Below are 21,485 nucleotides of genomic sequence, written 5' to 3' on the forward strand. Positions count from 1 at the left end.
CCTTTTTATAATTTTTTAAATCCTTTGATACGATAAGATGCTTGTGTTTCGTCAAATATTAATTCAGTAACAAGCGTGTGTTGTTTAAGAAAATATAATCTATCTGCATCAGCACTATCTACAATTTCTTCGTATGGGCTGAGACTATTTTTTATTTCTTGAATTACTAAATTTTTCACCTTTTGTTTATCATTTTCATCACGACTAGATACAAAAACATGCGCAGATTTAGATACAGGTACATCCATCTGTTCGTTACATAAGTCTTTTTTATTAAAAATAACTACTTGTGGAATATGGTCCATATCTAAATCATTAATAATTTGATTTACAGTGTCAATTTGAGTACGGTATTCCGAATGACTTGCATCGACGACATGCATAAGTACGTCTGCACCTTTAGCTTCTTCTAGTGTAGATTTAAACGCAGCCACCAATGTCGTTGGTAATTTCTGAATAAATCCTACCGTATCAGAAATAATTAAATTAAATCCTTCATTCACTTGTATTTGTCGTGTTTTGGGATCTAATGTTGCAAACAAAATATTTTTTTCATAGGTCTCCTCATTAGCTAAAACATTAAACCATGACGATTTTCCTGCATTTGTATAACCAACTAAAGCGATTTGAAAAACTTGATTTTGTTCACGTTTATTTCTATATCTTTCCCGATGATCCACGACCGTTTTTAATTGATGTTTAATCTCATTCATACGTGTTCTAATATGGCGACGATCCATTTCTAATTTTGTTTCACCTGGGCCTCTTGTTCCTATGCCACCACCAAGACGAGATAGGCTTTTACCATGACCATGTAGTCTTGGTAACAAATAATCGAGTTGTGCAAGTTCTACTTGTAGCTTTCCCTCTCTACTTCTCGCTCGCAACGCGAATATCTCTAAAATTAATTGGGTTCTATCGATGATTTTAATGCCCAAATTATCATTTAACGTTTTAGACTGTGCCGTCGTTAATTCATCGTTGGTTACGACAACATCTATATCATGGAATTCTATGAAAGATTTTATTTCATCGATTTTTCCTTTTCCAACATAATATTTATGGTCAAATTGCTCTCTATTTTGAGTGATTTGTCCTTTAACATTAAGTTGGCAAGTTTGTGATAAAGCATCGAGCTCTTCCATAGTAGATTCAAAATTAAATTGACGATCCGTTTGAGCATGTACACCGATTAATACAGCAGTTTCTCGTTTATTTTTTGTTTTATAAGTCGCATGCTGTGTCACGTTATACATCTCCTTTTAAAAGTTACTCAAGACATTTTATCATAGAGTGTGAACAAAGACTAACTACACAAATTGTGTTAAATTAGATGTATATCGAAAGGGTGATAAAATGGAAAGTATTTATGATTTTGTTGTACAAAAAAACAATGGTGAAAGTTATAAATTAGAGCAGTATAAGGGTGACGTTATGCTTATTGTCAACACTGCTAGCGAATGTGGTTTTACACCTCAATTCGAAGGTTTACAGAAGTTATATGATGAGTATAAGGATCAAGGATTTATTATTTTAGGATTTCCATGTAACCAATTTGGCGGTCAAGAACCAGGATCGGGAGAAGAAGCTGCTCAAAATTGCAAAATTAACTATGGTGTGACTTTCCCTATTCATGAAAAAGTTGATGTTAAAGGTGATAATCAACATCCATTATTTCACTTTTTAACAAACGCTGCTAAAGGTATGATAAACGAAAAAATCAAATGGAATTTCACTAAATTCCTAATCGACCGTGAAGGTAATGTGATTAAACGTTTCTCCCCTCAAAAGAAACCGGAACAAATTAAGACTGAAATTGAAAAATTACTATAATAAATTTTAACAAGAAAATGCTTCATCTAATGTTTTTGAACTGAATTAATGAATTCAATATTTACATTAGATGAAGCATTTTTTATTACAAACATTCCTTGGTTTGTGTTAAAGTGCTACGTTTAAAACATGTGCTTCAATATTTAATAACATTCTTAAATAAGTCGAAATCTGACTTCTATTGAGGTGATGCATTATGAATGCACTTTGATTACAACTTTTTATTCTTCACTATTCACTTCAGTTGCTTCAGACGATTCATTATCTACAGTGAAAGTGCTGATCGCATGTTTGTAAATCAGATGTTGCTTACCCTGAGAATTTAAACTTACAACATATTTGTCATAATTTTCAACGACACCTTTCATTTGAAAGCCATTTAAAAAGAAAATTGTGACTTCAGTTTTTTCCGATTTAAAGTTCTCTAGTGCTTGGTCTTGGATGTTTTCGTTTGCAATCATGGTTAGAACTCCTTTTATTTATTTGGGTTGTAATCTCATCTAACATCATTTGAAGTGACATCCTTTCTTTATTTAACCAATGAACATTCATTTTATTTTTAAACCAAGTCAACTGTCTTTTAGCATATTGTCGAGAATGCTGTTTTAATTTCTCTACAGCATTTTCCATGCTTATATTTCCCTTAATAACGGGTACAAGCTCTTTATACCCAATGGCTTGCATACTTTGACTCGCTTCAAAACCTTGTTCAACGAGATGTTGCACTTCATTAAATAATCCGTGGCCCAACATAATATCAACACGTTTATTTATTCTTAAATATAATGTTTCACGCGACATTTCAATCCCTATTAATAATGTATCATAATTTTCAGTAAATTGTTGCACTTTCTTGCGAGAACTTAAAAGTTTTTTTGTTTTCAAATAATATTCTATTGCTCGCAACACTCTTTTTCTGTTATTAGGATGTATATCCTTGGCTGATTCTTTGTCGAATGAAGCTAAATATTCGTGGAGCTTATTATTATTTAGATGCTCAAGTTCTTTTAACTTTAATTTAACTTGTTTCATTTTATCTTCAGATATGGATTCATCTTCAAAAGCATAGTTGTATAAGAGAGATTGTATATATAGTCCTGTTCCTCCTGCTATAATAGGCACCTTGCCTCTTCTAGTAATATCTTTAATATATTTTTCTGCCCTTTTTTTAAATTCATATGCAGAAAAGGAAGCATCTGGAGGCAAAATATCTATCATATAATGTGGTATACCTTCCATTTCTTCAGTTGTAACTTTTGCTGTACCAATATCCATTCCTTGATAGACCTGCATTGAATCTCCGCTAATAATTTCTCCATTAAATTTTTTAGCAACTTCAATACTTAACTCAGTTTTACCTGAAGCAGTTGGACCTACAATAACGATTAAAAAAGGCTTTGTCATTTCAGTCATTTAAGATTCACTCACTTTTGTTTTTTCAAAATTTGCTTTTCCATCCATTCAAACATGTGTTGCCATGTTTTCAAATAATCTTCTTCAAATAATATTTCATGACGCTTATGTTTATATAGTTGTACTGTTATATGTTTAATACCTGCTCTTTTATATAATCTAGCTAAATGCTTTATACCTTTACCATATTCACCAAAAGGATCATCTTTCCCAGAAATAAATAGTATAGGTAGTTCTTTGTCCATTCTTTTTAGTTGTTGTCGTTCTACTGTCTTCATCATGGTCTTTAAAGTTTGATAAATGAGCTGATTAGATACTTTGAATCCACAAAATTCATCTTCCACAAATTTATCAACTTCATCCTGACGTGTAGAAATCCAATCACTATCTGTTCGAGGTTGAGTGATTTTTTTATTGAAAGTTTTATTCAATAATTGATTCACCCACTTGAGTCGACGTCGTTTCCCAAAAATAAATGTAACTAACTTCATTGCTAAACGTATTGGTACACCTTTCCACTTGGGGAACATACCTGTTCCTGTAAGAATTAAACCTTGAGCAATGTCAGGATACTTTTCAACAAATGATCTAGCAATAATGGAGCCCATTGAATGACCTATGATAATATAGGGTACATTGAGCTCTTCAAGATATAATGTCTCAATAATTTCATAAGCATCATCTACAATTTGATTCATGCTATTAAAATGACCACGTTCATTCTCATCTATTTCTTTACCATGTCCACGGTGATTATGTCTAACAACGTCATAACCTTGTGTATTTAAAGCCTCAACTAACTCTTGATAACGGTCCATATGTTCAGCCATGCCATGGAAAAGATGAACAATACCAATAGTACTCTTTTTTGCTTTATCAATTTTCACCTCTAACATTGTTCCATCTTCAACTGTTATTTTAAAATGACTTTGACTCACAACATCTGCCCCTATTCCTTTTTTTATTTGTTATGTCATTTATAGTACATCTACCTATATCATATTTAATATACCGTGTGTGAGATATCATATCAAATCGTACGCATATTGAGTTTATATAAGCTTATAGCATTAAAATAAAAAACTACTTGTAGATAAAAAGATCTATTCCATCTACAAGTAGTTTATTATAATCTATTAGATATTCAATCAATAGGAATGATTAAGCTTTAGTTGCAGGTTGATCATTACCTGTACGTGCCTCATCAATCGCAACTTCTACTTCTTCAGTATAAGCTTCTTTTTGAGTTTCACTATAATTAAGCATATCCGCCATAACATCTATCACAGCATTTTTATAATCTAACACATCTTGAATATTAAAGTATAATTTGCCAGAACGACGTACTAAGAAGTCAGTTGGTTTGTAAACCATTTCTTGTTGAATACTATAAACTAATTCAACATAAATTTCTAATGGTAATTTACTATCATGATATGGTGCCGTTTGAGCAATATTAAATAGTTGATCAACATTTGAACCATATTTACTTGCTAAGCGACGTGCCACATCTTCATCAATTCCAAATCCTTTAGCTGCATCAACTTTTTGTTCAACAAAGTGTTCAAAGTTTTTGCTTCCGCCAACGTCACCACCGGAAATTTTTAGATTTTTTGTGGCACATGATTCAAATTTCAATCCGTATTCTTGTTTTAAACGTTTAGCTAATAAATCAACAATTTCTAGTGCCATATGACGATAACCAGTTAATTTACCGCCTGCTATAGTTAATAATCCAGATTCACCTTCCCAAACTTCATCTTTACGTGAGATTTCAGAAGGATCTTTACCTTTTTCAAGAATTAGCGGACGAATACCAGCCCATGTTGATTCAATATCTTCATCTTTAACATTAACTGTTGGGAACATATAGTTAATTGCATTAATTAAGTAGTCTCTATCTTCTTGTGTTGTTAAAGGTGTTGCTTTTTCATTATCATAAAACGTGTCAGTTGTTCCTACATAAGCTTTTCCTTCACGTGGAATCGCAAAAATCATGCGTCCGTCTTTTTCAGTATCAAAGTAAACTGCTTGACCTAATGGGAATTTAGATTGATCTATAACAACGTGTACACCTTTAGTTAATCTTAATTGCTTATTGTTACGTGCATAATCGCCACTTCTCACTTCATCAACCCAAGGACCAGAAGCATTAATAACTTTTTTAGCTTTAATCGCATACGTTTCGCCATCAATCATATCCAATACTTCAATACCATTTACTTTCTTATTGGAATCATAAGTGAAGTGTTCTGATTTTGTATAATTAATGATTTCTGCTCCATTTTCAGCAGCTTTTTTCATAACTTCAATAGTTAAACGCGCATCATCAGTGCGGTATTCCACATAGTAGCCACCGCCTTTTAATCCATCACGTTTAACTAAAGGTTCTTTATTTAACGTTTCTTGCTTAGATAACATTTTTTTACGTTCGGATTTTTTGACACCAGCTAGACGATCGTACATAGCTAGTCCAATAGAAGTTGAGAATTTACCAAATGTACCACCTTTATGCATAGGTAAAAGCATCCATTCTGGTGTTGTCACATGTGGACCATTTTCATAAACAATAGCACGTTCTTTACCTGTTTCTGCAACTACCCCTACTTGCAGTTGTTTTAAATATCTTAAACCACCGTGTACAAGTTTAGTTGAGCGTGAACTTGTACCTTGTGCAAAGTCTTGCATCTCTACTAAAGCTACCTTCATCCCACGATTACTTGCATCTAAAGCAATACCTGCACCTGTAATACCGCCACCTACGATAACAACATCGTATTCAGTGTCTCTTAAATTCTTTTTAATATGATCCCTTTTCAATGTAGATAATGACATTATCTAAACGCCTCCTAGTTATAAATAAAAAACGAGAAATTTATCCCCACAATAACATTAAATTGTTTTGTACGAACAAATCTCTCGTTTCTCGATTTTCTTATTAACTTATCTAGATTATAACACAGTTAAGAAAATCAAGTCCATTTAAAGATTTAAAAAGTCTAATACATAGCTTAATCTTCTAATTTAAATACTTGAGTCGCCTTAACAGCTTTTTTCCAACCACTATAAAGTTTATGACGTTGATCTGCATCCATTTCTGGTTTGAACTCAGTTTGAAGTTTCCAACGTTCACGGATATCCTCTTTATCATCCCAGAATCCAACAGCTAATCCAGCTAAATATGCAGCACCAAGTGCTGTTGTTTCTTGGATTTCAGGTCTTTCAACAGATGAATTTACGATATCTGCTTGGAACTGCATAATGAAGTTATTTTTTACAGCACCACCATCAACGCGTAAATTTTGAACTTCAATACCTGAGTCCTTAGACATAGCTTCCATAACATCTCTTGTTTGATAGCACAAAGATTCTAATGTAGCACGAATGAAATGTTCTTTTTCCGTACCACGAGATAATCCGAAAATAGCACCTCTTGCTTCTGAATCCCAATAAGGTGTACCTAAACCAACAAATGCTGGAACCATATAAACACCCTCAGTTGACTCTACTCTTGAAGCATAGTTTTCGGTTTGTGGCGCAGAATTAATCATTCTCAAACCATCTCGTAGCCATTGGATAGCAGAACCAGATACGAAAATTGAACCTTCAAGTGCATAATTAACTTTTCCATCTAAACCGTATGCAATGGTTGTTAACAAGCCACTTTCTGACTTAACTGCTTCTTCACCAGTATTCATTAGCATAAATCCACCTGTGCCGTATGTATTTTTTACATCACCACGGTCAAAACATGCTTGACCAAATAATGCTGCTTGTTGGTCACCGGCAATACCAGCAATAGGTACTTCTTGACCAAAGAAGTGATAGTCGATAGTTTTCCCGTAAATTTCACTTGATTCTTTAACTTCAGGTAACATTTGTTTAGGAATATTTAAAAGTTCTAACAACTCATCATCCCATTTTAGGTCATAAATATTAAACATTAATGTACGACTTGCATTAGTGTAATCTGTAATATGAGCAGTACGTCCTGACAATTTCCATACTAACCATGAATCGATTGTTCCGAAGAGTAAATCACCATTTTCAGCTTTTTCTCTAGCACCTTCAACATGATCAAGAATCCATTTTACTTTAGTTCCCGCAAAGTACGGGTCTAAAAGTAAACCTGTTTTTTCTCTAAATGTTTCTTCATAACCCTGTTCCTTTAAATTTGTACAAATATCTTGTGTCTGACGTGATTGCCAAACGATAGCGTGATAGATTGGACGACCTGTATTTTTATCCCATACAACTGTCGTTTCACGTTGGTTTGTAATACCAATACCTTCAATTTGATTTGCATTAATATTGTTTTCATTAAGTAACTCAGCCATAACTGATAGAACAGATGTCCATATTTCATTAGCATCATGTTCTACCCAGCCTGGATGTGGAAAGTGTTGTTTAAATTCTCTTTGAGAAACACCTTTAATTTCTCCTTCTTTATTAAAAAGTATCGCACGTGAACTCGTAGTTCCTTGATCAATTGATAAAATATATTTTTCCATAGGTATATGACTCCTTCAAAAGTGAATAATGAATTCATTATCTAAACAATTATACATTCTAAAATGATAATTAAATAGACTTTTAAATGTGATTGTTCAACACTCATGAACATATCACGTTAATCATACGGTTATATATACGAATGCCATATGTTAATAAATTGATTCAATATCGTTGTTTTTATTTTGAGATATCTTATTTAGTATCACGCCAAGTATAAGTGTGAATATAAGTACAATTAAACCAATGAAACAACTAAAATTGAATGTTTGTTTATAAAACACTTCGTAAACAATCGCACCTAACATACCACCTGCCATGGGTCCCAGAACGGGTACAATTGCGTAAGACCAGTTAGATTTACCTTTACCATGAATTGGCAAAATAGCATGTGCAATACGTGGTGCTAGGTCACGGGCTGGATTAATAGCGTAACCAGTAGTACCTCCTAAGCTTAAACCAATTGCTATGATAAGACTACCAACAATAATTGGATTTAAACCATCAGCAATTTTATTAACCCCGATAAATAAAATTCCTAATGTTAAAGCCATAGTCCCGATAATCTCACTTAAAAAGTTAGCAAAATAATTTTTAATGGCTGGTGCTGTTGAAAATACACCTAATTTGACTGCTGGATCTTCTGTAACTTTCCAGTGTGGTAAATACATTAACCATACAAAAACTCCACCAACAATACCGCCAAGCATTTGACAAACAATATAGCCCGGTACTTGCGCCCAGCTAAATCCACCATCCATGGCTAAAGCAACTGTTACAGCTGGATTTAAATGTGCACCAGAAAACGTTCCAACAGCATAAACGCCCATTGTTACTGCCAAACCCCAACCAAATGCAATAACAATCCAATCTGCACCGTTACCAGCACTTCTCTTTAAGTTAACGTTTGCACAAACGCCACCACCAAAAAGAATAAGGATTGCAGTACCTAAAAATTCTGCTAAATAAGCATTCATATACATTCCTCCCAAAAAACAGGGAGACCCCTACGTCAAATATATTACTTGTAGAAATCTCCTCGTCTCTCTTCTAATATTAACTTTTTAACTTGTTATAAGTTTACTATTACGTTGTAAGCGTTGTCAACAATTTTGTAAAAAAATTGTCATATTTGATTAAAGTTTTTATTGATATAGTGTGCATTTATTTTTGATGCACTAAATAAAAGGTTTAACAATTCTTTTAAAAGTACATTCTTCTTTTTTATTCATAAAAAAAAGAATGCACTTTAAGTTATTAATCTTTCGGTATTCAAATTCACTCGTCCTATGAAAAAATGATAATACCTTGATTAACAAACTTAAATACATTCTTATTAACAGTATACAAATTACCAAAGTTTCTCGTAACTTGTAGTGACGTACTTAGCGCCATTGGAAATTGCTTCTCTAATTTCCGATTGTTCATCGATAAGACCACCAGCTATTACTGACGCTGATGTTTCTTGTTGAATTTTACTCACTGCTTTACTTGCAACACCAGGTAAAACTTCAACATAGTCAGGCTCTACTTTTTTAATGAGTTCAATACTTCTTGTTAATGCTTGACTATCTATGATAAACACTCTAAATATCGTCAAAGTATTTAACATTTTAGCTTTTTTGATGACCTTAGCTTTTGTAGAAACAATACCTTTAGGTTTATATTGTTGAATAATGTACTCACAAGCAAATTCATCATGACTGAGTCCTTTGATTAAATCGATATGTACATAACATTCAATCGAATGACTTTTAAGTAACTCCATAATGCTTTTCAAATGACCTATATGCATATCTAACACAACACATGCTTTGTAGTCTGTTTTAATTAACTTTTCTAAATCTCTCATATTTCTAATAGCTGGCAAAATATTCTCTTTCATAATTAAAACTCCCCTACATTACTCTTTTAAATAACTTTTCTAATTCATAATTTGAAAAATTGATAATAATCGGTCTACCATGAGGACAAGTAAAAGGATCTTCTGCTTCTCTTAGTTGATCAATTAAATCTGCCATTTCATTATTTTTTAAATAGTGATTAGCCTTAATTGATTTCTTACAAGACATCATGATTGCTGCATCTTCTCTTATTTTCTTCACATCAACACTTTTGTGTTTTAAGACAAGTTCAATCATATCTTTAATAATTTCTTCCGCTTCTTCTTTCGGAAACCATACTGGATAGCTATTTACAATATAATCATGCCCACCAAAATGTTCAAGATGTACTCCTACTTTATCTAATTCATCTTTGTACTGATCAATAATCATTTGTTCATCTTTAGAGAAATGGAAAGTAAGTGGTATTAATAAGTTTTGCACTTCATTGGTCACTTCGCCAATTTTTTCTCTAAAATATTCATATTTAATTCTTTCCTGAGCAGCATGTTGGTCAATCATAAACATTCCATTTTCATTTTGTGCAATGATATACGTACCGTGTACTTGACCTACAATTTCCATATAAGGCACCCTACGATGAGGTGTCTGACTCACTGTTCCTTTAATATCGTTTGATTGCTGATTTGATATCTCATATTCGTTAGATGTGTTTTGTTCCATATCAAACAATACTTCTTTTTGACTTTGTAAGTAACTATCATCAATGTAATTGTGTAATTCATTAGAAACTTCCGTACTTTCATTATTTGTCGATGAAGTTGAATCTAAATTATTCTTATGCGACTCTACATCATGATTCTTATCTTTTTGATCATGTACATATGGTGCAGATGTTTCTCCAATTTGTGATTGTTGCTTCTCGAAATTAATTTTTTGTTGTTCAAATGTTTCTAAAACCTTATTCTTTTTGGGCGCGTGATTTAAATCGTTTTGTGGGATGAGGATTTTGTCTTTAAAAGCCTCTCTGATTTTGGTTACGATAAGATCATAAAGTTGATCTTCTTTAGAAAGTCTCACCTCTAATTTTGTTGGATGAACATTTACATCAACCAAAATAGGATCCATTTGGATATTAATGTAACATATAGGAAATCTTCCTATTGTAAGCAATGTGTGATATCCCTCTAAAATTGCTTTATTGAGTACAAAGTTTTTGATGTATCTACCATTGATGAAAATAGAAATGTAATGTTTATTACTTCTAGAATGCTCAGGTTTAGCTACAAACCCTTCAAGATGATAATCACTAGTATCACCCGAAATATGCACTAAATCCTTTGCTACTTTCATTCCATAAATTTCAGCCATTACTTCATTTGTTCTTCCTGAGCCATTCGTACTTAAAAGTTTTTTACCATCTGAAACTAAAGAAATTCTAATTTCGGGATGACTCATCGCCATTCTATTTACAATGTCCGTAATTTTACCCAGTTCGGTATACAAACTTTTTATATATTTTAATCGAGCAGGTGTATTGTAGAATAATGAATCCACTTGTATATCTGTACCCTTTTTAGCTTTTGCAGGTTTTTGATGAATAATTTTACCATCTTCAGCATATATTTCATGTCCATTTTCATTATCAGTACAGGTCTTTAATGTCACCTTTGCTACTGATGAAATACTAGCTAAAGCTTCTCCCCTAAAACCTAAAGTACGAATATGGAACAAATCATCATCTGCGACTATTTTACTCGTTGCGTGTCTATGAAATACTAACCCTAAATCTTCCTGAGCAATACCAGTGCCATTATCTACAACCCTTATTGATGAAACTCCAGACTGTTCAACTTCAATATTAATTTCTGTCGCTTGTGCATCAATTGCATTTTCTAAGAGCTCTTTAACTACGGAACTTGGTCTTTCAACCACTTCACCCGCAGCTATTTTATTAGCTAGAGACGTCTCAAGTTCTTTTATTTTCCCCATCGTTTACACCTCTTCTACTTTAATTGACTTTGTAATTCATTCAGCTTGATTAAGGCTTCCAATGGTGTCATATTGGATAGATTCAATTCTCGAATTTGACATTCAACTTCACTTTGTTGATTGTAACCATCAAATAAATCAAAGGTCGCTTGCTCATAATTATGATTTGATGTATGTGTTTCTATAACTGATTGCTCTTCTTCTGTTCGACCAAAATCGTTATACGACGGAACCGTTTGTTGATCGTCAGTATTCTCATGAGAGAGTTGATACGAAGGTTTTTGCTCAAATGCATTTAATATAACTTGCGCTCTATCAATGACTTCATTAGGTAAATCCGCTAATTTTGCCACTTGAATACCATAGCTATCATCCACAGCGCCATCTTTGACTTTATGCAAAAATATCAGTTCACCTTGATACTCGTTTGCAGCAACATGTACATTTTTTAAACACTTAAGCATTTGATCAAGTGATGTCAATTCATGATAATGTGTTGAGAAAAGTGTCTTAGCATGGGAAGTTTGAGCAACATATTCAATCATCGCTTGCGCTAACGCAAGACCATCATAAGTAGATGTACCTCTTCCTATTTCGTCAAAGATAATTAAACTATTTTCAGTAGCATAAGTTAAAGCTTTTTGAGCTTCTAACATTTCTACCATAAATGTACTTTTACCTGATACAAGGTCATCTGCTGCACCAATCCTAGTAAAAATTTGATCAAATATAGGTAATGTTGCTGAATCACATGGTACATATGCTCCCATTTGAGCCATGATACTTATTATAGCAACTTGTCTCATATATGTTGACTTACCTGACATATTAGGTCCCGTAATGAGATAAATAAACGTTTCATCATCAAGATGGCAATCATTAGGTACATAATCATTATAATCCATCACTCTCTCAACAACAGGATGTCTTGAGTTTTCTAAATGTAAAACTTTATCATCACTAAATGTAGGTTTGACATAATTATATTTTTGAGCAATTTCAGCAAAACTTTGTAAACAATCAAGTTCTGAAATGATTTTCGCTTGCTTTTGTAAACGTTCAGTGTACGTTTTAATGTGTTCTCGTAATTTAACAAATAATTCATATTCTAACTCTACTGCTTTATCTTCAGCACCAAGTATTATATCTTCTTTTTCTTTTAATTCATCCGTAATAAATCGTTCAGCATTAGATAATGTTTGTTTTCGATTATAGCCAAACGCTTCAGGTTGAAAATTATTTAAGTTTGCACGTGTAATTTCAATAAAATAACCAAACACTTTATTAAAACTAATTTTCAATGACTTAATACCTGTACGTTCACGTTCCTTAGCTTGTAATTCTGCAAGCCAAGTTTTACCATTTTTTGAAGCTTCTAAATATTCATCAAGTTGCGCGTTGAAGCCATTTTTAAATAATCCTCCATCTTTGATGGAAATAGGTGGTTCTTCAACTAAACTTTCTTCTAAAATTTGTAACAAGTCATCTAAAGGTTCTAATTCTTTAAATTGCGTGGTAGTTTGTGCACCCAATTCATTGAGTAATGCTTTAATGTGAGGTATTTCGGATATAGAATGCTTAAGTTGTATTAAATCTCTTGCATTTACGTTTCCATAACTCACTCTTCCTACTAGTCGTTCTATGTCATACACTTGATTTAAATGATTACGTAATGTATCTCTTTCAATAAAACGGTCCATAAACTCTTCAACAATATTTAATCTGTCGTTGATTTGTTGTTTATTAATTAATGGACGATCAATCCACTGCTTTAAACGTCTAGCACCCATCGGTGTTTTTGTCTCATCCATTAACCATAACAAAGTCCCTTTTTTTGATTTTAATCGTATGCTCTCTGTCAGCTCTAAATTTCGCTTCGCATAATAATCCATCTTCATATAATCAACTGCAGCATATTCAATTACTTCCTCAATATGAGATAAATCTCGCTTTTGTGTGTGATGAATGTAATCTAACAATAATTGAGTTGTGTCATGCATTAACTGATGTGTCAACTGATTCATATCATAATCTTCATCAGATATATCTTCGCGAACAGTAATCGTCTCAGTTATCATGTTGATTTGTCTTTTTAATTCTTCAGATAGAGCTTGCTTTATGACGATTTCATTGGGATTAATTGTTGTAATCTCATTAAGCAAGGTTGCTGTATCTTTGAAATGAGTTACTTTGAGTTCGCCTGTAGAAACATCACAATAGCATAATCCAAATTCTTCATTTTCGATAAAACTTAAAATATAATTATTTTTCTTTTCATCCATACCATTTTGATCCATAACAGTTCCTGGTGTGATGATTCTTACAACTTCTCTTCTAACCATTCCTTTTGTTTGCTTTGGATCTTCCATTTGTTCACATATAGCGACCTTATACCCATTATTAATCAATGTTTCAATGTAATTATCAGCAGAATGATATGGTACGCCACACATCGGAATAGGATTTTCTTTTTTAGCATCTCTTTTCGTCAATGTTATTTCAAGTACTCTTGATGCTTCTTTAGCATCATCAAAGAACATTTCATAGAAATCTCCGAGTCTAAAAAATAGCAAACAATCATCATATTCAGATTTTATCTTTAAATATTGTTGCATCATTGGTGTAATGTTAGCCATTTCTATTTTCACAACCCTTATTCTTATATCTTTATTTATATTATATGTATAAATTTATGGTTTTTAACTCATTCATTTTAACATATATGTTTTTGAAACGCTTTTGTGTAATAGATACAAAAAGTACGCTTTCATATGAACAGATATCAACATTTCACTTATAATCCCCTATTCATCAAGCGTACTTCAAATAAATATTAATTTTTGTTAAATCTATCTAGTAAACCTCTTCTTTTCAAAATAATAAGCAATATATAACTAATTAAAGCCCCAATAAAACTTGATACTATGAACATAAGCATTAATGGTTTAATAAAGAAATCTTGAAGTCCTAAAAACCATGCTAAAGGTATACACATTAAACTACCAATAACACCAGTCCCTAATACTTCACCAACTGAAGCCATAAAAATATGCTTCCTATACATATAAAACAGACTGGAAAGTAAGACACCTATCATACTTCCTGGAAAAGCAAATGCGCTTCCAGTTCCAAATGAAATTCGTAGTACAGAAGAAATAAAAGCTTGCGCTAAACCATACCATGGTCCAACAAATACAGCACATAATACATTTACAAAATGTTGAACGGGTGCGGCTTTAATTGGACCTAAAGGAATGACAATTAAACTACTTAACACGACATTAATAGCTATTAAGAATGCTGTGATGGTCAACTTTCTAATATTCATTGTACTTAACTCCTCTAAAATAATTATTCATTGTGTTCTTTTTTATTATATTCATTGAGTCTATCTTCCATTGTTTTGACCATCATTTGTAGTAAATCATTCGCTTCATATTGTGCTGAACGAAATTCTTCAACAATAGGTAATTCATTAATTTCATCTTTTAGATTCTGAATTTTAACTTCAGATTGCTCGAGTGCATTTTGTTTTCCATAATTTTGAAAATTAACCGATTGTTTTTGTTGCGCTTTCAAACGATTCATCTTTTGTTTTATTGCTTGATTATTATGAATTTGTTTTTCTACATTATGATAATCTTGAACAACTTCTAGTTTTCCAATTTTCTCTGCTAAACTTTCGACTTTTCGTATGATTTCTTTTTCACTATACATATTATTGTGTCACCATTGAACGTTGATGTTCTTGTATAAATGTTCCATTTAAAGAATATTGTTTTGCCTCGTCAATTTTGACATCAACGAGTTTACCAATGCTCTCTCTTGGTCCTTTAAAATTCACAAGTTTATTTTTATCAGTATAGCCTGCTAGAACATTCTCATCTTTTTTACTAGAACCTTCACATAATACCGTAACAATCTTACCTTCATACTGACTCATTGCTTGTTGAGAATATATTCCAACCTTCTTATTAAGCCTTTGCAAACGTTCTTTTTTCACTTCTAAAGGTACGTTATCCTTCATTTTAGCTGCTGGTGTTCCATCTCTTTGTGAATATAAATATGTGTATGCATGCTCAAATTGAACGTCATCATATAATGATAATGTTTCTTCAAATTGTTCTTCAGTTTCATTAGGATAACCTACTATGATATCAGTAGTTAGAGCTACGTTAGGGATAGCTTCCTTTATTCTTGAAACTAAATCAAGATAACTCTCTCTTGTATATTTACGCCCCATTATCTTTAATACTTGGTTATTACCTGATTGTACCGGTAAATGGATATGCGGTACTATGTTCCCACCTTTAGCTATAACTTCAATCATTCGATCTGTAAAGTCCCAAGGATGACTTGTTGTAAAACGAACACGAGGTATATCAATTTTAGAAATATCTTCCAATAAGTCACCTAATTCATAATCCAGACCTTCGATATCTTTACCATATGAATTTACATTTTGACCTAATAAGGTAATTTCTTGATAACCTTCTCTTGCTAATTCTCTAACCTCATCAATGATGTCCTCTGGACGACGACTACGTTCTTTTCCTCTAGTAAATGGAACAATACAATAAGTACAAAACTTATCGCAACCATACATAATATTAACCCAAGCTTTAATGTGACCGTCACGCACTTTAGGTAAATTTTCGATGATGTCTCCCTCTTTAGACCATACTTCAACTACCATCGCTTTAGATAAATATGCCTCTTCTAAAATCTCAGGTAAATGATGAATGTTGTGTGTCCCAAAAACCATATCTACATTTTGATAAGATTTTAATATTTTATTTACGACTGATTCTTCTTGAGACATGCAACCACACACCCCAATTAAACAATCTGGGCGTTCTTTTTTTAAATGTTTTAAATTTCCTATTTCACTAAAGACTTTATTTTCAGCATTTTCTCTAATGGCGCATGTATTAATTAAAATCACATCCGCTTCATTAATATCCGAAGTAGCACTATATCCTAATGCATTTAATATTCCTGCCATAACTTCAGTGTCATGTGCATTCATTTGACATCCATATGTTTTAATTAAAAAAGTGCGACCTTTACCCATACCTTTGTATTTTTCATCTATATGAAAATCTCTGTTATATTGAACTTCTTGTTTTCCTCTTTTTTTAGCTTCTTTTAAGCTAGGTGGCTGATACACTTGTTCAAAGTATTTACTATAATCTTTCTCAGCTTTACGATCACGTTCTGCTAGAATATTTATCGTTCCAGCCTTTCTTTGCTCTTCATTCACTTTGAAAATCCTTTCTATATGCCCATAATCATTATTTCATTATATTAAATTTATAGTCAAAGTGCAAAAAGACATGTATATGATGTTACATCTATCTTTGATAATTAACTTATTAGCCTTTTATTACTGTAATTAATGTAAATCATATCTAAATGTTTATTTAGACACCATTTATTTATAATAAATCAGTTGATAAAAGTCTTTTATATCATATTTTCAGTGTGATAATGTATGGCGTCTATAGCATACCAATATTTTCATACAAAATTTTAAGAGCCTTAAACACTATGGCATGTTAGGCTCTTAAATAAATAAGATAAGAAATATTATTCTAATTTAAACTTAGTCGTATTTTCCTGTAAGCGTCTCAATTTCTATTCCTTCAGGTACGTGATAAAACTTAACTTGACTAATAATACTTGGACATTCTAATTCAACCATTCTATCATTTAATTTTTGAATTAAAATAAGACATTCACTCATTTCACCTTGAACTGTTGTTTCTAACGGTCCCACTCTAAAATGCAAACCTGAATCATCAATAATTTTAATTGCCTCATCAACATATGGAATAACATCGTTGTTGTTCGGTGTTTTTGGAATAATTTGAATACTCATTAATGTATCTTGCATGCTTCATCTCTCCAATTAAGTTTTATAATATTATTTTAACATGCGTTAGAATTTAATTATGCACGTTCTATAGCTTTTTTCATTGCATCAGCAAAGTCGTACATTAAATCATCCCAATTATCTTTATTTTCACGGTTTTTGCGTGAACTTTTTCTATTTTTAAATAGCTCCTTTCTTAACTGAGCTGTCAGTTCTAATTGCACTCCTCCTTGGGTTTGAGTCATATTAACAATATTATTTTCTTGAGTTCCAGAAATATGATGTGGTGCTTCTCGCACGCTAATTCCTATATCTTCAAGAGATTCGGTGATTAACTCAATTAGTCTGTCATCACTACCTCCTATATAAGCCACACTTTCATTACCTTCACAACCATGGATGGCTACAGTTCTTTGGCTACCTCTCACTAAATCTAATGCAATTTGGTCATCATAATGTGTGGAAGTCACATGTAACTCATTATTCCCCTTACTTCTCATACCTTTAAAGGAAAAATAGTTATAGTCGCCACAATGTGCAATTGTATAGGCTAATTCAGTTGTGGCAGGTTCAATTCCACCGCCATGTAATGCTAATATAGTGACTATGCTAGAACGATTTTCACACTCTATTTCCCAATCTTTTCCTTCTTTAGTCAATTCTTTTAATTCTGTCATAGATTTAAATTTGTCCATATTAACCTCCGAAAAATCATCTTATATTTTTATTATTCCCAAAATTCATATTCTTAAAATCTTTTTACAAAATCTTTTACATATTTATTAAAAAAACAAACTTATTGCATTGATTAGGACTGTGCGTTTAACTGTTCACATTATTTATGTATTTAATAATAACTCTGAGTAAAATTTCATTTGTTAAATACTTTATCTATATTTTTAAAATAATTTGGAATAAATTATGTCATTCTTATATTATTTACTTTTAGATGAGATGGGTGATTAATCATGTAAAAAACGTTAAATGAGAATTACATTATTGAATCGTAGTGCTTTTGACAAGCAACATAGAGATAAAATAAGAGTGAGCAGAATTAAAATGTTATTCTGACCCACTCTTTAAATATGTTATTTACTTATATGCATGTTCTCTAATACTTTTAAATTGAAACGTACTTCTTGATTTTCTATAGTAATCATTAACGTTATTAGATAAGAAATTACAGTAAAATTAGATAGTCATGATGTATCAAGTACACCTTCGTTTTTATTTTACCTACTTATTTTGACGCAATTCTAGTTACTATGAATGAGTATCCTTTATAAAAATTGTGCAGTTAAATCGTTGAAAGTTTCTTCTGTAATATGAATATCTCTTTTAGCTAACGCCTCATGTTCTAGTTCTGAAATTTGCGATTCATAAGAAGGTGTTGTTGTATCTTGATAAACGATACCTTTAACCAGTGACTCATGATCCAGCACAGTTTTCATAGCAAGTTGTTTATCTGTGATGTCATAGCCCTCAATATCATCGATACTTGTTAAATGTTCTTTAAACCAGTCATAAGTATTCACTTTATTGTAAGTAACACAAGGTGAGAAAACATTAACAAAAGAAAAACCATCATGATGAATCGCATCTTCAATCATTTTAGTTAATGCCTTTATATCACTTGAGAATCCTTGTGCTACAAAAGTTGCACCAGAGGACAGTGCCAATTCCAATGGAGCTACATTCTTTTCTATATTTCCTTTAGGTGTTGATTTAGTTACAAATCCTTTAGCTGAGGAAGGTGATGTTTGTCCTTTAGTTAATCCATATATTTGATTGTCCATGACAATATACGTCATATTCATATTACGTCTAAGAGCATGAATAGTATGTCCCATTCCTATTGCATAGCCGTCTCCATCACCACCAGAAGCGATAACTGTTAAATCTTTGTTTGCCATTTTAACGCCTTGTGCTAGAGGCAATGCACGTCCATGAATAGAGTGTACGCCATAAGAATTAATATAACCTGATAGTCTACCAGAACAACCAATCCCTGTAATGATTGCTACATCTTCTGGTTCTAAACCAATATTCGCTGTCGCTTTTTGTATAGCAGCTTGAACTGAAAAGTCACCGCAACCAGGGCACCAGTTTGGCTTCACATTATTTCTAAAATCTTTAAATGTAGCCAATTACACCAACTCCTTTAACTCTTTAGCAATTTCCAAACCTTTTTCTTCAATTTCATAAGGTAAGAAAGGTTTCCCATCGTATTTTGTTTGATTAACTAATTTATCATTAACTTGTGTGTTCATTTTTAAAATACTTGATAATTGTCCTTGATAATTATGTTCTGCAACTATTACTTTCGAAGCTTTATTAATAGCTTGTTGAACAATATCTTTAGGGAAAGGATGTAATTGTCGAATATGCATCGTATTCACTTTTACACCATGTCGTTCTAGTCTTTCTGCACCTTCTCCAATAGCACCTTTAGTAGATATAAATCCTATATACAGTATATCTGCTTCGTCTTCATGTTCATTGAGTAACACAGGATTATTGATAACCAAGCTTTCAGTTTTGCGCATTCGTTTTTCCATCTGATTCTGACGATTCATAGGCGCCTCACTTGGCTTCCCTTCTTCATTATGTTCAACACCTGTTACATGATGTATACCACCTTTAACACCTGGTATTGGTCGTGGTGATACGCCACTAGCTGTTAATGCATATCTTTTAAAGTATGCTTTATCATCTTCAGCTCTCTCGATATCTGACTGTATTATTTCTCCACGACGAATATCGATTTTATTATAATCGAGTGTTTTAACAGTTTGTTTTCCTAATGATAATTGTAAATCACTTAACAGAATGACTGGACATTGGTATTCTTCAGCTAAATTAAATGCTTCCATAGTAAGATAAAACGCATCTTCAGCATCTGTAGGAGCAACGACAATTTTCGGAATATCACCATGGGTACCATAAATCATTTGCATTAAATCTGATTGTTCTTGCTTTGTTGGTAAGCCAGTAGAAGGACCACCTCTTTGAGTATTAATAATGACTAATGGCGTTTCAGTCATACCAGACAATCCAATAGATTCCATCATTAAAGAAAGACCTGGACCCGCACTCGCTGTAAAGCCTCGTACGCCAGCATAGTTAGCTCCAATCGCCATCGTTGCTGCTGCTATTTCATCTTCAGTTTGAACAACAGTACCATCAACTTTAGGTAGATTGGCAATCATGTATTCCATAATTTCAGAAGCTGGCGTAATTGGATAAGCGGACATAAATCTTGATCCAGCTGCTATTGCTCCTAATCCGATTGCGTCATTACCTATCATATATAAATGAGGATGACCGCTACCATTCTCTAATGTAAAGTCTCCATTAACGTTGGTAACTTGTTGCTTCATTAAATCATAACCCATATTAAGGGCTTGTATATTCATATCAACGACTTTATTACCTTTTTTTGAAAACATGTTATCGATTAAAGTTTCAAAAGTTGATGTATTTAAATCCATCAGTGCAGATGTCGCACCAATTGCCACCATATTCTTCATTAATGCTGTTCCAAGTTCCTTTGCCGTGCTAGTGAATGGTAACTCAATTAATTGAGCCACACAGTTCTCTGGCTTTTGGGGTTTTGCTTTAGCATCCGCAATTATAATACTATCTTCTCTCATTTCATGATGATTTAATTCAATCGTTTCCTGGTCAAAAGCAATGAGTATATCCAAATCATCACTAATCGCATGCACAGGCGATTTTGAAACTCTTATCTTATTATTAGTATGGCCACCTTTTATACGACTAGAAAAGTGTCTATATCCATACAAAAAATAACCTTTTCTATTCATCGCAGTAGCAAAGATTTCACCGGTAGATTCAATACCTTCGCCTTGCTGACCGCCCACTTTCCATGATATTTGTGATTTCATATCACATGCCTCCTGTGGTATTAATTCATACTCTATGATAACAAAATAAACCACCGTTTTACTATTTCAACAGTGGTACAAGTTTAAATTCATACTAATGGACTATAT

Annotated in this window: 18 protein-coding genes; 1 reads left to right on the top strand and 17 read right to left on the bottom strand. The window is 32.5% G+C overall.

The window, feature by feature from the left end; all coding sequences use genetic code 11:
• Positions 1 to 5: 5 nt before the first annotated feature.
• The gene (gene hflX, locus FNL83_RS07520; RefSeq protein ID WP_002456218.1) at positions 6 to 1,247 is read right to left on the bottom strand and encodes a GTPase HflX; all 1,242 of its coding nucleotides are present in this window, start codon (positions 1,245 to 1,247) and stop codon (positions 6 to 8) included.
• A 109-nt stretch (positions 1,248 to 1,356) separates the two neighbouring features.
• Between hflX and FNL83_RS07525 the strand changes: the two genes are divergently transcribed.
• Positions 1,357 to 1,833, top strand: coding sequence for a glutathione peroxidase (locus FNL83_RS07525; RefSeq protein WP_002456556.1), 477 nt, complete (start codon positions 1,357 to 1,359; stop codon positions 1,831 to 1,833).
• A gap of 221 nt (positions 1,834 to 2,054) precedes the next feature.
• On the opposite strand, the gene hfq is transcribed toward FNL83_RS07525, so the two are convergent.
• The 16 genes from hfq to FNL83_RS07605 form a co-directional block, all read right to left on the bottom strand.
• The gene (gene hfq, locus FNL83_RS07530; protein WP_001829517.1) at positions 2,055 to 2,294 is read right to left on the bottom strand and encodes an RNA chaperone Hfq; all 240 of its coding nucleotides are present in this window, start codon (positions 2,292 to 2,294) and stop codon (positions 2,055 to 2,057) included.
• Entirely contained in the window at positions 2,248 to 3,246 is a 999-nt protein-coding gene (gene miaA / locus FNL83_RS07535) for a tRNA (adenosine(37)-N6)-dimethylallyltransferase MiaA (RefSeq protein WP_002439583.1), read from the bottom strand. Before miaA ends, hfq begins: the two co-directional genes overlap by 47 nt.
• Before the next feature lie 11 nt (positions 3,247 to 3,257).
• On the bottom strand, positions 3,258 to 4,184 hold the full coding sequence (locus FNL83_RS07540; RefSeq protein WP_002456557.1) for an alpha/beta hydrolase: 927 nt from the start codon (positions 4,182 to 4,184) through the stop codon (positions 3,258 to 3,260).
• A 223-nt stretch (positions 4,185 to 4,407) separates the two neighbouring features.
• Complete coding sequence (locus FNL83_RS07545; RefSeq protein WP_001832566.1) at positions 4,408 to 6,081, bottom strand: glycerol-3-phosphate dehydrogenase/oxidase; 1,674 nt, start codon at positions 6,079 to 6,081, stop codon at positions 4,408 to 4,410.
• Between the two features lie 176 nt (positions 6,082 to 6,257).
• Entirely contained in the window at positions 6,258 to 7,757 is a 1,500-nt protein-coding gene (glpK, locus tag FNL83_RS07550) for a glycerol kinase GlpK (protein ID WP_001829522.1), read from the bottom strand.
• Between the two features lie 153 nt (positions 7,758 to 7,910).
• Positions 7,911 to 8,735: an MIP/aquaporin family protein gene (locus FNL83_RS07555; protein ID WP_001829504.1), complete on the bottom strand. Its 825-nt coding sequence runs from the start codon at positions 8,733 to 8,735 to the stop codon at positions 7,911 to 7,913.
• A 374-nt stretch (positions 8,736 to 9,109) separates the two neighbouring features.
• The gene (locus tag FNL83_RS07560; RefSeq protein ID WP_001829471.1) at positions 9,110 to 9,643 is read right to left on the bottom strand and encodes a glycerol-3-phosphate responsive antiterminator; all 534 of its coding nucleotides are present in this window, start codon (positions 9,641 to 9,643) and stop codon (positions 9,110 to 9,112) included.
• Between the two features lie 13 nt (positions 9,644 to 9,656).
• A complete protein-coding gene (gene mutL / locus FNL83_RS07565) occupies positions 9,657 to 11,594 on the bottom strand; it encodes a DNA mismatch repair endonuclease MutL (protein WP_002456559.1) in 1,938 nt (645 codons plus the stop codon).
• A 14-nt stretch (positions 11,595 to 11,608) separates the two neighbouring features.
• Positions 11,609 to 14,230 (bottom strand): DNA mismatch repair protein MutS, encoded by a 2,622-nt coding sequence (gene mutS, locus FNL83_RS07570; protein WP_001832553.1) that lies wholly within the window; start codon positions 14,228 to 14,230, stop codon positions 11,609 to 11,611.
• Positions 14,231 to 14,427: 197 nt separating this feature from the next.
• Complete coding sequence (gene thiW, locus FNL83_RS07575) at positions 14,428 to 14,922, bottom strand: energy coupling factor transporter S component ThiW (protein ID WP_001829480.1); 495 nt, start codon at positions 14,920 to 14,922, stop codon at positions 14,428 to 14,430.
• A 23-nt stretch (positions 14,923 to 14,945) separates the two neighbouring features.
• Positions 14,946 to 15,311, bottom strand: coding sequence for a YlbF/YmcA family competence regulator (locus FNL83_RS07580; RefSeq protein WP_001829463.1), 366 nt, complete (start codon positions 15,309 to 15,311; stop codon positions 14,946 to 14,948).
• Between the two features lies 1 nt (position 15,312).
• Positions 15,313 to 16,857 carry a tRNA (N6-isopentenyl adenosine(37)-C2)-methylthiotransferase MiaB gene (gene miaB / locus FNL83_RS07585; protein WP_002439565.1) on the bottom strand — a complete coding sequence of 515 codons (1,545 nt, stop codon included), beginning with the start codon at positions 16,855 to 16,857 and terminating at the stop codon, positions 15,313 to 15,315.
• Positions 16,858 to 17,199: 342 nt separating this feature from the next.
• Positions 17,200 to 17,490, bottom strand: coding sequence for a thiamine-binding protein (locus tag FNL83_RS07590; RefSeq protein WP_001829496.1), 291 nt, complete (start codon positions 17,488 to 17,490; stop codon positions 17,200 to 17,202).
• Between the two features lie 56 nt (positions 17,491 to 17,546).
• Entirely contained in the window at positions 17,547 to 18,164 is a 618-nt protein-coding gene (locus FNL83_RS07595) for a poly-gamma-glutamate hydrolase family protein (RefSeq protein ID WP_001832558.1), read from the bottom strand.
• A gap of 585 nt (positions 18,165 to 18,749) precedes the next feature.
• Entirely contained in the window at positions 18,750 to 19,616 is an 867-nt protein-coding gene (locus FNL83_RS07600; protein WP_002439562.1) for a 2-oxoacid:ferredoxin oxidoreductase subunit beta, read from the bottom strand.
• On the bottom strand, positions 19,617 to 21,377 hold the full coding sequence (locus FNL83_RS07605) for a 2-oxoacid:acceptor oxidoreductase subunit alpha (RefSeq protein WP_002469373.1): 1,761 nt from the start codon (positions 21,375 to 21,377) through the stop codon (positions 19,617 to 19,619).
• Between the last annotated feature and the right edge of the window lie 108 nt (positions 21,378 to 21,485).

The organism is Staphylococcus epidermidis (assembly GCF_006742205.1).
GTDB classification, from domain to species: Bacteria; Bacillota; Bacilli; order Staphylococcales; family Staphylococcaceae; genus Staphylococcus; species Staphylococcus epidermidis.